11 protein-coding genes and 1 pseudogene are annotated in these 14,477 nt (G+C 63.1%); 5 read left to right on the forward strand and 7 right to left on the reverse strand.

Going from position 1 to position 14,477, the window contains the following annotated elements; genetic code table 11:
* Positions 1–28: 28 nt before the first annotated feature.
* Positions 29–1,105 (reverse strand): hypothetical protein, encoded by a 1,077-nt coding sequence (locus ACIOVG_RS06415; RefSeq protein ID WP_400870420.1) that lies wholly within the window; start codon positions 1,103–1,105, stop codon positions 29–31.
* A 352-nt stretch (positions 1,106–1,457) separates the two neighbouring features.
* Here ACIOVG_RS06415 and ACIOVG_RS06420 point away from each other — a divergent pair, with 352 nt between their 5' ends.
* The 4 genes and pseudogenes from ACIOVG_RS06420 (at position 1,458) to ACIOVG_RS06435 (ending at position 4,710) form a co-directional block, all read left to right on the forward strand.
* Positions 1,458–2,954, forward strand: coding sequence for a SulP family inorganic anion transporter (locus ACIOVG_RS06420; protein ID WP_400870423.1), 1,497 nt, complete (start codon positions 1,458–1,460; stop codon positions 2,952–2,954).
* Positions 2,955–3,080: 126 nt separating this feature from the next.
* Positions 3,081–3,908 (forward strand): hypothetical protein, encoded by an 828-nt coding sequence (locus ACIOVG_RS06425; RefSeq protein WP_400870426.1) that lies wholly within the window; start codon positions 3,081–3,083, stop codon positions 3,906–3,908.
* A gap of 180 nt (positions 3,909–4,088) precedes the next feature.
* Positions 4,089–4,460: pseudogene (locus ACIOVG_RS06430) on the forward strand (NUDIX domain-containing protein); the annotation flags it as partial.
* A 28-nt stretch (positions 4,461–4,488) separates the two neighbouring features.
* Entirely contained in the window at positions 4,489–4,710 is a 222-nt protein-coding gene (locus ACIOVG_RS06435; protein WP_400870428.1) for a hypothetical protein, read from the forward strand.
* Between the two features lie 110 nt (positions 4,711–4,820).
* Here the strand turns inward: ACIOVG_RS06435 and ACIOVG_RS06440 are convergent, their stop codons facing one another.
* The 6 genes from ACIOVG_RS06440 to ACIOVG_RS06465 form a co-directional block, all read right to left on the reverse strand.
* The gene (locus ACIOVG_RS06440; RefSeq protein WP_400870431.1) at positions 4,821–5,714 is read right to left on the reverse strand and encodes a YDG/SRA domain-containing protein; all 894 of its coding nucleotides are present in this window, start codon (positions 5,712–5,714) and stop codon (positions 4,821–4,823) included.
* Entirely contained in the window at positions 5,711–7,426 is a 1,716-nt protein-coding gene (locus tag ACIOVG_RS06445) for a hypothetical protein (protein WP_400870434.1), read from the reverse strand. The genes ACIOVG_RS06440 and ACIOVG_RS06445 overlap by 4 nt, the downstream gene beginning before the upstream one ends.
* Positions 7,427–7,428: 2 nt before the next feature.
* Positions 7,429–10,458, reverse strand: coding sequence for a helicase-related protein (locus ACIOVG_RS06450; protein ID WP_400870436.1), 3,030 nt, complete (start codon positions 10,456–10,458; stop codon positions 7,429–7,431).
* Positions 10,459–10,473: 15 nt separating this feature from the next.
* The gene (locus ACIOVG_RS06455; protein WP_400870439.1) at positions 10,474–11,619 is read right to left on the reverse strand and encodes an RNA polymerase sigma factor RpoD/SigA; all 1,146 of its coding nucleotides are present in this window, start codon (positions 11,617–11,619) and stop codon (positions 10,474–10,476) included.
* A gap of 165 nt (positions 11,620–11,784) precedes the next feature.
* The gene (locus ACIOVG_RS06460; protein WP_400870441.1) at positions 11,785–12,969 is read right to left on the reverse strand and encodes a DNA cytosine methyltransferase; all 1,185 of its coding nucleotides are present in this window, start codon (positions 12,967–12,969) and stop codon (positions 11,785–11,787) included.
* Positions 12,970–13,208: 239 nt separating this feature from the next.
* A complete protein-coding gene (locus tag ACIOVG_RS06465) occupies positions 13,209–13,820 on the reverse strand; it encodes a MerR family transcriptional regulator (protein ID WP_400870444.1) in 612 nt (203 codons plus the stop codon).
* Between the two features lie 72 nt (positions 13,821–13,892).
* Between ACIOVG_RS06465 and ACIOVG_RS06470 the strand changes: the two genes are divergently transcribed.
* Positions 13,893–14,402, forward strand: a complete 510-nt coding sequence (locus tag ACIOVG_RS06470; RefSeq protein ID WP_400870447.1) for a DUF4188 domain-containing protein — start codon at positions 13,893–13,895, stop codon at positions 14,400–14,402.
* Positions 14,403–14,477 lie beyond the last annotated feature (75 nt).

Genomic DNA, 14,477 nt, shown 5'->3' on the forward strand with positions numbered 1-14,477 from the left:
GCGTGGCGGAAATGCACTCGCGACGCTGTCAGAGGCTCGCCGTCGTGCGCACGATGGCGTACGACCAGAGCGAGTTCAGGTCGAGAGAAGCGGTCGTGACGAACACGGTCAGTTGCGATTCGTCGGGCAGGGTGCCGAACTGCGTGCGCAGGAAGCCCGGGTTGTGGCTGCGCGCCGCCCCGGTGACCGAGCTGTCGATCACGCCCTCAGCGGACCAGGTTCCGGTGCCGGACCACATGCCCGCGCCGGAGATGCTCAGCACCTGCACCGCGGTGGAGATGTAGTTGGGGCTCGTCGACGGATACGGATGCATCTCGCGCACCAGGTAGAAGCGGTCGCGCTGCGGCGAGTAGGCGATGTCGAAGTTGTTGAGGAAGTCCGCAGCACCCGAGCTGTCGAGCAGGCCGGCCGTGGGCACGGCACCGACACCCGAGAGCGTCGGCGTGCCCGACAGCAGACTCACCTGCCCGAGCTTCGCGACCGTTCCCGTCGAGTACCCCTCGGTCCAGGTGAGCAGCACCGTTCCCGCCGCGGCATCGATGGTCGTGGCGCTCGGCTGGCCCACTCCCCACTCGGAGGAGCTTGCGCCAGCCTTGAAACCGACGACCGGGTTCGGAGCCTTGACCCACGGGCCATCGAGGCTGTTGGCGTACGCGACGCCGATCTGGTTGTGGCAGGAGCAGTTCTGGTCGTTGCCGAGGTAGAACATCGCGTAGTCGTAGCTCTGCCCACCGAGCGTCGCGTCGACTCTCACCACGCTCGGGTCGCAGATGTGGAACGAGTCCCAGCCCGAGGCCGATGCCGTCAGCACCGAGGCGCTCGACGTCACCGTCGAGCCGGCGCGCTTCACGAGGAAGATGTCGTCGCGCACATCACCGGCCGCGCGGCTGTGGCAGACGAACGATCGCTCCGTCGTGCCGGCGATGGCGGAGGGCGCGTAGGCATACCCGGGAGTCTGGATCGAGGATGCCGCATACACGGGCGTCGGAGTCGACCAGGGCCCCGCCGCGACAGCAGCTGGAGCCACAGAGGCCACCAGCGCGACGGCGAGCAACGCCGCCGGTATGAGCCTCAGCACAGTTGTCTTCAGGGACTTCTTCAACATCGCCGTTCCTCCTCGAACGCGTCATCCGCCGGTGCGGTTGCTCGAACGCTACACGAGTAGAACTCGGTAGACCAGAGGGTGATCGCAGGAGATCTACGGCCATCCGGTCTCGGGACTGGCGCTTCGCGCGGCCAAATGCGCCTCCCTCGGCCGTTCATACGACAGCTGGCCGACGCACGTGCATTCGGCCGAGCGGAGCGCTCCGGCTCTTCGGCGCGGATCAGGTCGCGTTGACCCTTCGCACAAACGACTCCGGTACCCACACGAGACAGGCACCGACGAAACCCGCCCGGCATCCGCTCTACGCTGGAACGTCTGCCTCATTCTCGAGGCGCCTTCCCCTGGAGCATCCATGTCTGTGACGACGGTCGATGATCGTGCCCGCTATCGGGCGAATCCCTCTGTGCTCACGGCGCTGAAGAACCCGCGGATGCTGACGCGCGAGGTACTGGCCGGACTCGTCGTCGGGCTCGCACTGATCCCCGAGGCGATCGCGTTCTCGGTGATCGCGGGCGTCGACCCGAAGGTGGGGCTGTTCTCGTCGTTCATCATGGCGGTGTCGATCGCGTTCCTCGGCGGACGTCCGGCGATGGTGACAGCGGCGACCGGAGCCGTCGCGCTCGTCATCGCCCCGGTCGCGCCGACGTACGGGCTCGACTACTTCATCGCGACCGTCATCCTCGCCGGCATCTTCCAGGTGATCCTCGGAGTGGTCGGCGTCGCGAAGCTGATGCGGTTCATCCCCCGCAGCGTCATGGTCGGTTTCGTGAACGCGCTGGCGATCTTCGTGTTGAGCTCGCAGTTCCCGCAGCTGATCGATGTGCCGTGGCTGGTGTATCCGCTGGTGGCGCTCGGGATTCTCGTGATGATCGTGATGCCGAAGATCACCAAGATCGTGCCGGCGCCGCTGGTGTCGGTCGTGATCGTGACGGGCGTCGTGCTGACGTTCGCGATCACCGTGCCGACCGTCGGCGATCAGGGCGAGCTGCCGCGGAGCCTGCCCTCTCTCTTCTTGCCGGATGTGCCGTTCACGTGGGAGACGTTCACGATCATCGCTCCGTTCGCGCTCGGAGTCGCGGTCGTCGGACTGCTGGAGTCGCTCCTCACCGCGAAGCTCGTCGACGAGATCACCGACACCCACTCGCGCAAGAGCCGCGAGGCGTGGGCGCAGGGAGTGTCGAACGTGCTGTCGGGGATCTTCGGCGGCATGGGTGGATGCGCCGTGATCGGTCAGACCATGATCAACGTGAAGGCCTCGGGCGCGCGGACCCGTATCTCGACGTTCTGCGCTGGGATCTTCCTTTTCCTGCTAGTGGTCGTGTTCGGCGACTTCGTCGGGACGATCCCCATGGCCGCACTCGTGGCCGTAATCATCATGGTCGCGATCGGGGCGTTCGACTGGCACAGCATCCGTCCGTCGACGTTGAAGCGGATGCCGAAGAGCGAGACCTTCGTGATGGTCGCGACTGTGGTGCTGGTGCTGATCACGCACAACCTGGCGGTCGGGGTTGTCGGCGGGGTGCTGGTCGCGTCGGTGCTGTTCGTGCGGCGGGTGGCGCACTTCGTGACGGTGTCGCGGACTGCGTCCGGTTCCGTTGCCCGCTATGTGGTCGACGGGGAGCTGTTCTTCGCATCGAGCAATGATCTGACTACGTTGTTCTCGTACTCATCGGATCCCGATCACGTTGTGATCGATCTGTCGGGGTCGCATGTGTGGGATGCCTCGACCGTCGCCGCGTTGGATGCGATCGAGACGAAGTATGCCGCGCTCGGGAAGACGGTGGAGATCGTCGGGATGAATGACGCGAGTGAGCGGATGCGGGGGCGGTTGACGGGTGGGTTCGAGTAGGGGCAGCGATTCAAGCGCCGGCGCGCCGTGCGACCAAAGTTCCGCCTCGTCGTTTCGCCAAGCCGACCTTGCAGCAAGACAAGTGATGCACAAGCTCTCGGCGCCCAGCTGACGCAAAATAGGGAGATGATTGATGTCTTCATGGACAGCGGCTCCTCCGAGATGTACCGCCTTGAGGCTGTTGGTGTCCGGCTGGTCGAAACGATAATCGCACGGGCTAGCCTCGTCGGAGCGACGACTGGGGATCGTCGAATACACGTCGTGGGTCCTGACTTTGAGTACCGCACGAGTCCGAGACTTTTTGCGGGCCGTGTAGGCCGCGGCGCCTTGAGAATCGCCATGGACACCAACCTCCTTATCGACTATTTCGAGCATGGGCACTCCATGTGGATGGGTGAATCAGTGACTAAACTGCACACCGGCGAGTACGGAGAACATCTTGAGGCGCTACAGCTGATCCTCGCCGTGTGGGTCTTGCGCGACATTGAATTCGTCATGCTCAAGGAGTCCCTTCGCGACTCGAAACGCAGGAAGCTCGCGCCGCACCTGGATCAGAGGAATCGAAAAGCCTGGACGGAGTTCTACAGCGCGCTCACCCACAGTCCTTATCACTCAGAAGACAGGACTGACGCAGCGCAACGTCTGCCGTCCAGATTGATCGATCGGGTCATCGATGCAGTCCCGGCTGGCGGAGACCAACGCATGGTTCGCGCCGCCCTCAACGACGGGGCGCATGTGTATCTCACCCGGGACAAGAGGGTACTCCGCGCATCGGATCAGCTACGACCATTCGGGCTCTCGGCGATGACCCCGGGGGACCTCCTCGACGCTCTATCGCGGTACGGCGCGCTCAATTTCCTCTGGGATCCCACAAGCCTTTACTGGCCGCTTCCCGACCAGGAGAAGGTCGCACACATGATCTGGGCATTGCCGAAGCGTGGAGAAAATGGCTAGGACCCACGGTGCGTCGGGGCGAGCTAGCCTGACCATTGTCAAGGGTCGTCGACCGGAGCCGGCGACCGAACAGAATGCACTTCGCGTGATCGCAGCGATCAGCTTCGATGGTCATGAGATTCTGGCTTGCCGCCAGAAGACGGACAGGCCGCTAGCGGCCTCTAGGAGTTCCCGGGCGGAAAGACTGAGCCGGGCGAGACGCCTACATCGGCGCTCCTCCGAGAGATCGAGGAAGAATTCGATGTCTCTGTCAGTATCGACGACGAGTTGAGCACAGTTGTGACATCCGTACCCGTCGGATCGATCGAGCTCGTCTGCCTGCGCGACCGCCTCCAAGGTGCCCGACCGATCGATAGTTCCGATCATGACCGGCTTCTTTGGCTTCGTGCGGCCGATCTCGATCAGCCCGAATTGGCTGCGCCCGATCTGGCTGCGGTACGACGTCTGATCGCAGCGGACCACAGTCGGCTGTCCGAGGACCCTCAGGCGGTGCGATCGGAGCTCGCCGCGACGGTTGGAACTATTGCCCCTCCGAAGGTCTCCGGGTCGTGAGCGACCTCGCCCAGCGTGCGGCGTTCGGATGCTCGGGAATCGCGTTCGCGACAAACGACCCGAGCTCGCGGTGCGCCGGCTCCTCCATGCAATGGGCCTGCGGTGTCGGGTCGATCACCGTCCGACTACTCAGCTGCGGGCACGAGGGGCCCTGGTGTTTTCTCGTCGATGTATGGTGGTGTTCATCGATGGGTGCTACTGGAATGGTTGCCCCCAGCACTACACATCACCCAAGTCGAACGCGGCTTGATCGTCAGCGAAGATTGCCGCGAATCGCAAGCAGGACGCTCGGACGACTGACGTGTTGACGGAGCTCGGCTGGACGGTGGCGGTTCTGGTCACATCAGGATCCTGTCGAGATCAGGGAAGCTGTCCGACCCGGTCATCCGCCCGCGGAGTGATCAATGAGACGAGAAGCTCATTGAACCCCATGAGTCGGCGATGTGCTCGCGCGTAAGCGACTTCGAGTTGATGGTCCGGGTGCACATTCAGCGACCCCAGCTGGTGTCCGTCGCGGTCCAGAACTGTCCAGTCATCTGCGAAGCAGATCGCGCCGTGGTCGAGCATCACATGGTGGTTGGGGCACAGCGACAGCACATTGGCATCGATGTCGGGACCGTCAGCGCCGCCCCCGAGCGGCACGAGGTGTGCGCCCTCGCTATAGGGGCCGGCAAGTGTGTCGATTCGAATATCGCACACCTGACACCGGTAGTCATAGAGCTCCTTCACTCGCGCGGGGACTCCGGCGTCGCGCACGAGTCGGTAGTGGGTCGTGAGGACTCTTTTCGCCTCTGCTTGCTTGATGTCACCGTTGTCGGACTCTCCAGCCAATTGCAGCGCTCTCAGACGGTACTGACAGATCTGGAAACCACTGGCTCCCGGCCGCAGGAAGGCGTCCTCGACTACGTATAGGCCGGAGTATTCGAACTCGCCTGCCACGGCTCTGATCAATCTGATGGGCTGCGCAGTCTGGGCGTTCATCGCCAGGGAGCGGTTAAGGCCACTGAATTCTTGATCGGCTATCAAACGCCCATTATCGTTACGCTTGCCGATGCCGGTGTAGTAGACGATCTGGCAGAGGTCGAGATCGTCTTCATACCCTCCGGAAACCACGACGCTCTCGGCGCCTCGCTTCTTGTCGGGTCCGCCGCAGATGCCACGGCCTATGTCGCGGTGTATCTTTGCATCGTAGAGCGATCTGCGGTTCCGGAAGCGCGCTCCGATCGGGATCCCGTGGACGGCTCCGTAAGTCACGATAGTTCCTTTCGCAGATATCCGTGACTCCCGAAGAGCGTCTTGCGGTCGAGGAACTTGTTGTAGTGCGAGCAGGATGGTTCACCGATGTGTAGGCAGGCCAGGCACGCGCCGGTCGAGCGGTCGCATCCGGGATCGAGGGGACACCGTGTCTCTGCGTCGACTTGCAAGTCGAGGAGACGATCGAGGTCGGTTTCGAAGACGGACTGGAGGCCGCCGAGAACGAACTGTCCGCGTGGTGTGGCGTAAATGAAGACTCCGAGGTGATGGGGCACCAGGTATTCGGCGAGAGATTCGCGGTCGACACCGGCAAGCACGGCCAGCTGGCGGATGAATCGGTGTGCGTAGGTGTGCAGCAACGAGAGGACCGTGCTCCCGGCGGTCTGGACGGGGACATCGTCGCCGCGGTCTGGGAACTCGGCAGCGTTGATGATCGCGATTCTCGCTTTGGTGGGATCGGTCGGCGCCTCTTTGAGGAGCCCGCGCCGGTGCAGCCATGCTGCGACTCGTACCGGGTCAAGTCGCAGGTACAAAGCCTCGGTCTCATTCGTGTCGGCGTAGACCCGAACAGACTGCTGTCGTCCTTGATAGGCGACCAGTCTGCTCTCTCCTACGGGCTTTCCTCCGCGCGTGTACCCGAAGACGCCTCTCAGGATCGGGAACCGGTCGACATGGTCGACGTCGACGAGTCCGGCGCGATGGATCGCCGGCACGTACTTGTCTTCGTAAATCGCTCGAAGGTTGGCTCCAACAGAATCACCGGGGAGCTGACTCGCGGTGCGTCGTCCTTCATATGTGGCTAGGGCGACCTCAAGTGCCGTGGCTTCGGCTTCTTCTCGGCGAAGGGGTGAGATGTCGAGGACATCGACAGGCTTGTCGAGGTGGCCGGCGCCGGCGTCGATCGCGGCCTGCACGGCGGCTTCTGCCGCCGCGAGTGGAAGACCTTGCTGTACGAAGCTGTCGATCATCGACTGTCTGGTCGGTGCCAGCTTCTCCGGACGTGCGGTCTGCATACCACTCAGTAGCCATCGCAGGCTCTTCTCCCGTCCCCCGTCGGCGAGTAGCGCTTGCAGGTGTTCGGGGCGTGCGGGGTTGACCATCGTGAAGGTGTGCGGAGTGTAGACCGACGCTGCGCGGTGCACGTTGAATGTGAGTCCTGGCTGCTTGCATCCGGGGCAGGGCCGTCCGGCTCCGAGTCCTTGTTGAAGGGCGCGGTGGCAGATAGGGCATACGAATTCGAGGTCGCGCACGCTGCTACTGCTGGAGTGCTTCACGAGGGCCTGGTTGTGCTCGGGACACTTCGGGATGAAGGGCTCGCCCAGGTAGCCGCATTCATGGAATCCGACGAAATGCAGCTGGGCCCAGGTCTTGTTGCCGCACACACATTGCCCCTTGAAGTTGGTCACCCGCCGGCAGCTCTGGCAGCGCCAGACGTTTGGCCAGGCGTCGACTTTGACGCCCTGCTCGGGGTTCACACCGACGACTTCGACGATCTTTCCTTGGTGGAGTTGTTTGGCGAGGCCGTTGTCGTTTCCTTGCGCACGCCAGGGATCGATCGCCGACAGGAGGCGCTGCCTGACTCCGTCGGTGTCGACTCGGAGGGTGAGGGGGTTTAGCCAGGACTGCACCTTCCAGATCCGGCTCTTGATGTCGGTGGTCTGCGCAGGCAGGTGTGAGAAGAGGACTTGGCTGGGACTGCGGGTTTCTCTCATCGTCATTCTTCTCCGGTGATCGGGACGCCCTCTTCGACGTCACGTAGGGATCTCATGGGCTGCCCGCTGGGCGATAGGTCGCTCGGCCACTTTGCTTGGGTGGCGGGGTCTGTGAGGTTGTCGAAGTAGCTGATGGCCCATTCGTTGATGTCTCTGCGCAGCAGTTCATCGAGTGGGCCGTCCAGGCCCAGCGCGTCGGTGAGCGCCGCGGTTTCGGTCTCCACAGTGATGCCTGCGTCACGATAGTAATTCCGGAGCTTGTTGATGGTGGTCAAGGCGGTTCCTGCTGCGTATTCGTGGACCGAGAGGCGGCGGGCTTCTTCGGCTCCGATGGCTGTGAGCGCGAGAACGCGACGGCTGGCGCGGGTGATCGGGATCGGCTCGACGAATCGGTCTCCCTGCGTGATGAACTTGTCGAATTGCGCATAGGTCGCGACTTCGCGCTCCCGTGTGATGCGGTGCAGGACGTAGACGATGCCCGGCCATCGGCGTCCGACGCGTGCCGAGGTTTGGATGAACTCCGCGGTGGTCAGCGGTAGCCCTTTCATGACCATGATGTTGAATCGGTCGACGTCGACTCCGTGGGAGATCATGCTGGATGCCGCGATGAGGTGGATGCGGGCCGCAAAGTCGGACTCTGGGGTGTCGAGTCGTTCGAGGATCCGACGGACATCGTCGAAGGGTGTGGCGCCGGTGAGGGATTCGGCGTTGACAGAGTACGGGAACTCAGTCTCGGCGGAACGGCGAGCTGCCTCGACGTCGCGGACGGTGTTTCCGTAGACGAGGTCCACTCCGTACTGGCTGATCAAGTGTGCAGCGTGTTCAACGGGGATTCCGAGCAATCCGCAGACGCGAGTCGGGTCGTTGACGAGTTCACGGACGCAGGATTGGAGCGTGTTCAGAGCGCGGTCCGCGACGAATTCGAGCGTGACACCCCGGGGCGCGACTGCCACGTATCGCCGCGCAGGGACGCTGTTCGATTCGGACCAGAATGACTCGTCGAGCGCTGGCCCCGGTTGTGGGAAGACACGCACGTCGCGCCGGTAGAGGACGTCGACCTGCCGTTCCACCCCGCTGAGGGTCGCTGACGAGGCGACGATCTTCGCGCGAGTGCCGGTAAGCGCGTGCTGCAGGTGGTCCATCAGTGACTCGTAATGGGAGTCGACGGCGCCCAACGAGTCGCGCAGCAGGTGGAGCTCGTCCTGGAGGCGGAAGCTCGGTGCCCACCTCGACGAGTCCATACCGAGTGGTCCACGAGTTCCCTTGCAGCCTGGAACAAGACAGCCGGAGGGGGACTTGCTGCGGCTGGCGTAGCTGTAGCCGTGCCCAGGTTTGCTGCATACTCCGGCGGGTGGTCCGAAGAATCCCCGGATGGCGGTCTGCATCGCGACGAGGGCAGCCTTGTCCAATGTGCCGACCACCACGGTCGGCAGGAATCGGTAGATCTCCTGATCGACAACGTAGAACGGCAGCGGATTGTCGCCCCATGCGCAGCCCGCTCTCCCGCAGACATGCTCGAGAGTCCATCTCGCTCGGTCGAAGCGCATCGTGATCTGCTCGTTTCGACAGAACGGGCAGCGCAGCAGCACCTGGTACCGCGCGGGCATGGAGCGGTCGACCGCGTTGGGTTCCCCCTCGAGGGGGATGCTGTTGGGAGTGCCTCCCTGTCCGACATAGAAACCGAGTGAGATCGGGGCGCCGCCGATTCCGTGCTTGCGGCGTTCCAGTTCGGCGCCAGCGAGAGCGTCCGCGAATCGTTGGGTCTGCTGGAGCGAGAGCATGCGGAGCGGGAACCGGGTCCATGCAGTGATGCCGTCCGACTTGCCGGTGAGGCGGTCGTAGATGATTGCGGTGACGAGTAGGCCGAGGTAGGTTTCGGTCTTTCCCCCGCCGGTGGCGAACCACACGGTATCGACTGTCTGAGCATCGTTCGGATCTATGATGCCGGGCAGCGCCGAGATGAGGAATCCGATCTGGAATGGCCTCCAGGCATCGTACTTCCCCGCCGCAGCATGGCGGATGGCCGCTGAGGCCATCTTGAATGCCTGCAGTAGCTGCGGGCCGGTGAGGAGAGCGTCGTATCCACGCTCAAGCCTGTCGACCTCGGCCCTGTACGCCGCGGCGGCTTTCTCTGCTTCGGTGTGCATGGCCGCCGTCCAACCTACGGATCGGGCGGCGAGCGCCCCGCGCCCCCAGTGTTCTTCGCCCCATTCCCGTGCGGAATCGATGAGTTGCCGTAGCTGCGGGAGCGGGTCCGTGGACAGTGTGTCGAAGGTGAAGTCGGGCTCGGGTGCGGAGTGATTCCAGTAGCGTGGACGGTTCTTGTCGACCGTGACGGTGTCGCTGGTCCTGAATCCGCTGTCCGTATTTTCGACGCCGCAGTTAATCCCGATTGCGGCGACACTGCGGTCGTAGCGGAACGAGTCCGGCAACGATTCGAGCTGGAAGCCAGTGGTGGCCAGGCCTGCGACCTCAAGCACTGCTTCGTAGAGATGCGTATCGGGTGTGCTCTTGTCTGGTTCGTCGCTTGTGTTGACGAGGGACACGACGAGCTCGTCGTGTTCGCGCCATGTTTCGAGGTCGACGCGGACCTCGGCGCTTCTGCCTCCGAGTCCGAGTGCGCTCAGTTGAGTTGCGATTGAGTTGGCGCCGTTGTCCGAGAGTGTCCCGTCTTGAGCCACGGTGGCGTTGATCGTGGCAGTCACAAGGGGCGACTTGGTGAAGGTGCCGGACGGTTGTGGCTCCCAGCAGCGGAATCGGATGGCGATCTCAAGCGTCCAGGGTCCTGCAGTAGCCGGGCGCAGGCGGATACCGATTGCGCAGGGGTCGAGCTTCTCCGCGCGCTGACCGAGCGGGCTGTTGATGACGGACGTTTCGGATGCAAGGCGTCCCAGCCAGAAGCGGTTTCGCGGTGCGGTGTCGCTGGTGTCGATAAGGTCGCCGCGTGCTTCCTCGACGACGCGTCGGTGCATCCACTCGAGAAACCGCCAGGACGATTCGTATAGCCCGTCGGGGTCGTTATCGTAAGTCATGTAGTCGGGTCCTCGTCAGTCGATGTCGGTGAGGTGGGCGAGTGGCCGCCGCAATTGCGGTGACGCGAGGATCTTGTTGAGGATCTGGCGTGCGCGTTCTCGTGTAATCCCATATGCGGCGCCAATCTCGTCGAGGGTGCGTTCGTGGTCGTCGTCGAGTCCGTATCGGAGCCTCAGCATGGCGACCGCATGTGCGGTCGCGCCTTTTGCGGTCTTGGCCTGATGTTCGGCGACGTCGTCGAGGACGACACGGATACGAGCGTTCGTTAGCGCATCGAGGACTTCGTCCGCGACGTCTGCTGCATAGAGGTCGAGAATCGCGCCGAGGTCGGTGTCAGTGTCCTCGCCAACGGGCGCGTCGATGCTGATTGGATCGCGGGCGAGGTCGAGGGTGGCGCGGACGTCTGCGGGATCGACGTCGAGCTCGACGGCGAGCTCCTGCAGAGTCGGTTCGCGGTCCAGTGAGGCGCGGAGCCTGCTTTGGGTACCGGTGATCCGTTGCAGCTTCTCAGTGACGTGGACGGGTATTCGGATGAGGCGGCCCTTATCCGCGATTCCGCGTTGGATTGCTTGACGTATCCACCAGGTGGCGTACGTGGAGAATTTGTAGCCGAGAGTGTGGTCGAACTTGTCGGCAGCTCGCATCAGTCCGATCGTGCCCTCTTGGATGAGGTCGGCGAGGTCCATTCCTGCCGGCCGATAGCGCCGAGCAATCGATACGACCAACCGTAGATTCGCGAGGACTAGCTGATCGTGAGCGATCCTGCCGTCGGCAATCTGCTTCGCCTCATCACTTTCGCGCGGTGGGGCCGGGTTGTGGGCCGCGATGTTCTGACCTATGCGGATGCGACGGCCCAAGAGGACTTCTTCGTCCGCTGTGAGCAGCTTGGCTCGCCCAGCGGCGCGAAACATAAGGCCTAGCGTATCGAGAGCAGCCATATTCACCTCCGGGGACTCCGCCAACACCGTCAACTCTTCAGTCTCGGCCTCCTTGAGATGGACACCGCTCTTTCGCAGGCTCGCGAACACCGCGGTCGTCTCAGCACCATCAAGTCGATGGGCATCGACGAGGCGTTGGACATCAGTCAGAAAAAGCTGCCCTTGCCGTTCAAGGTCAGCGAGCGCATCATCGACGCATTCGGCAACCTTGACGGACAACATATCTGAACTCTAGAGCGTCCCGGCGGCAGCGCCGAAGTCTCATAAGCGTACGATCGCCGCAGAGGACGCGCGACAATGCGCCGAGGGGTCAGCAACAGGACGAAATTAGCGCCAGCCTACGCAGCGTCAGACTCCGAGCTCTCACGCTCGAGTTACGCCGACGGCTCACTGTCGAGAAGCGCCCTGGATTCTCTGTTGAGACTCCAGATCCCGCGCCGGCTGCAAGATTTCGAGGAGTAACCGCCGCGCGAGTTGGGGTGGCACAGCGTTGCCGATCATCGTCGCGAGCGCAGTGCGGGTGGTTGCCTTGCTGAAAACGAAGTAGTCAGGGAAACCTTGGATCCGTGCTGCCTCGTGCGGCGTCAACGCCCGGGGCAGGTCGGGATGCATATAGCGACCCTGTCCGATGCTCCCGAAGCCACTTGTGATCGTTTGCGCGGGTTGACTCCACTTGAGCCGACCATACATCGACTTGTACGAGTGCTCCCCCTGATGGCACTTCGGCCGAAGGCGATTTGGGAGGTCATACTCGCCTTCCGCCAGGAGGTACTGCATGCGTTTGATGTTGTCGGCCGATGGAGTTGGGGCGCGATCAAACAAACCCTCGCTTACGGTCTTCGCCAGATCGCCGATCGCCCAAGCGAGATCCACAGTTGGCATGATGCCTGTTGCGAGCTGTTCGAAGATCTCGCCCGGCTTTTTCATGCCAGCGCGAGTCGCGAGGAGAATGTGTCGTTTCCGAGTTTGCGGCACTCCTAGCTCATGAAGCGGGACTATCCGATCGTCCACTTCGTACCCGAGGGCCTTGAGACGGCCCCGGACGACGGCCACGGCGTTCATTCCCTTGTACTTGTCGTTCAGGACAGCCGGCACGTTCTCCACCACAATCACGTCTGGAGAGAAAACGAACGCGGCCCTAGCCATGGTGACGTAAAGACCATTCTTTGGGTCTTCCCGTCGAGTGTGATTGTTCAGATTGCTGTGGCCCTGGCAGGGGGGGCCACCGACTAGCACGTCTAGCTTACCGACGCTGCTGCGCAACTCCTTCTCTATCTCGCTTAGCGGCTTGTCGAGCTCTGCAGAGAAGAGAGTTGTGATGTCCGCCACAGTGACAGCGCGAGCCTTGGGGAAGTTCGACCGGTAAACGTCGGCAGGGGACTGATCGAATTCCACCGCTAGGCGCACGTCTAGTCCACGCTCTAGATCATGAGCCGCCTGCGCGACTCCCAGCGACAACCCTCCGCAACCCGAGAACAGATCGACAACTGTCACTGGATTCACGAGAGTTTCGAAGGCTGGTCGCTCCGAGACGGTCAGCGGGTGCGGCTGGGCGATGCCGTCACTAATCATAGGTCTTAATCATACCGCTGGCGCCGCTTGTCGAAGCCGTCCAACCACGGCACAGCATCCGCGTTTCCCGATGACACCAGCGTTTAGACAGCGCTCGGGGAGTTGTTCGACGGCGCTGGATTCCCATGTGGCTACGCTTAGCGGCATTTAGCGAGATTGCCCCTGATATGGCCCGGGGGCAAGAGGGGTTTTCGGCGGGCTTGACGTTCCAAGGTCTGAGTTCCCACCACCCGGCTCATTTATGCGCGCCCACCAAACCTCTCCCCCGAGCTCACCTGCTGCGCCACCCGCCGCAACGCCAACAACAACGGCTCCACCAGCACCGACCCCAGCACCACGTACCGCACCGCAGCCTCCGCAGACTCATCTGGCACTCCGGCTAGCTCGGCATCCGCGATCCGCCGTGCGCTCGCGAGGTACTCCGCCATCGCCGCATCCGGCACGGTGAACCCGGCTCGCTCCAACCCCTGCAGCGCCCGAGCGACCGCGTGCAGCACAGCTTCGTCGCACATCCCCGGCTTCCACCCGAGCCCTGCGACGAGACGCTCGGCCTCGGCCAGATCCAGGGCCTCATCCACCGGGGGAGTGATCGCCGCATGCGCGGTCCCGAGTAGCTCGTGCGGGTTCGCCGGTGGATCATCCAGCGCCCCCAGCACCCGTCGAGTCTCGGCGATGCTCACGCCGGCATCGAGCAGCGCCCGGATCACCCGCAGCCGCTCCACGTGCTTCTCACCGTATGCGGCCTGAGTCGCAGATGACCGCTCCCCCTCGGGCAGCAGACCCTCGCGTAGGTAGTACTTGATCGTCGGCACGGTCACGCCCGTCTGCGCGGACAGTTCGGAAATTCTCATCGCCACCTCTTGACTTCGATAGTAGCGCTATCCAGTATGGATAGTGACGCTATCCAACCAAGAGGAGTCATCATGTCGAAGATCATGCCGGGCCGCATGACCCACCGCCACGAGGGCGAGCTCGTCGTGTTCCACATCGGGATGCAGATCAACCGCTGGTGGCGCCCCGACCTCTGGTTGCCGCCCTTCCTCGCCATGCCGCGGATGCTGCGAGAACTCTCCATCGACACCGACTCGGGCTTGCTCGGCTACCACCTGCTCCTCGGCGCCGGCGGACCGTACGTGGTGCAGTACTGGTCGTCGATCGACAGGCTCTACGCCTATGCATCCAGTCCCTCGCAGGAACATCGTCCGGCCTGGACCCGCTTCAACAAGATGGCGCGCAAGGCTCCGGGAGCAGTCGGCATCTGGCACGAGACCTTCCTCATCGACACCGCCGAGAGCGTGTACGTCTCGACGAAGCCGATGGGGTTGCCGAAGGCCACGGAGCTCGTCGAGGTCCCTCGACGTCATGACCGGGCGCAGGCACGGTTTGCGGATGGGCGGACAGCCGCCCATAACGGGGAAGTGGTGGAGCGTTAGCCGATCGAAAAGGTAGCGCGGCGATACGCTCGACGTGAACCGCGCATCGCCGCATCGAGGCGTCGCTGGACTCGC

It is taken from the genome of Microbacterium sp. NPDC087591, from assembly GCF_044743625.1.
Lineage (GTDB): Bacteria > Actinomycetota > Actinomycetes > Actinomycetales > Microbacteriaceae > Microbacterium.

What these genes read in the sequence shown, in the direction of transcription:
- ACIOVG_RS06420 (WP_400870423.1), top strand. Translation starts at nt 1,458, where the DNA reads ATGTCTGTGACGACGGTCGATGATCGTGCCCGCTATCGGGCGAATCCC.
- ACIOVG_RS06435 (WP_400870428.1), top strand. Translation starts at nt 4,489, where the DNA reads ATGCTCGGGAATCGCGTTCGCGACAAACGACCCGAGCTCGCGGTGCGC.
- ACIOVG_RS06455 (WP_400870439.1), bottom strand. Translation starts at nt 11,619, where the DNA reads ATGTTGTCCGTCAAGGTTGCCGAATGCGTCGATGATGCGCTCGCTGAC.
- ACIOVG_RS06445 (WP_400870434.1), bottom strand. Translation starts at nt 7,426, where the DNA reads ATGAGAGAAACCCGCAGTCCCAGCCAAGTCCTCTTCTCACACCTGCCT.
- ACIOVG_RS06465 (WP_400870444.1), bottom strand. Translation starts at nt 13,820, where the DNA reads ATGAGAATTTCCGAACTGTCCGCGCAGACGGGCGTGACCGTGCCGACG.
- ACIOVG_RS06460 (WP_400870441.1), bottom strand. Translation starts at nt 12,969, where the DNA reads ATGATTAGTGACGGCATCGCCCAGCCGCACCCGCTGACCGTCTCGGAG.
- ACIOVG_RS06450 (WP_400870436.1), bottom strand. Translation starts at nt 10,458, where the DNA reads ATGACTTACGATAACGACCCCGACGGGCTATACGAATCGTCCTGGCGG.
- ACIOVG_RS06470 (WP_400870447.1), top strand. Translation starts at nt 13,893, where the DNA reads ATGTCGAAGATCATGCCGGGCCGCATGACCCACCGCCACGAGGGCGAG.
- ACIOVG_RS06425 (WP_400870426.1), top strand. Translation starts at nt 3,081, where the DNA reads ATGATTGATGTCTTCATGGACAGCGGCTCCTCCGAGATGTACCGCCTT.
- ACIOVG_RS06415 (WP_400870420.1), bottom strand. Translation starts at nt 1,105, where the DNA reads ATGTTGAAGAAGTCCCTGAAGACAACTGTGCTGAGGCTCATACCGGCG.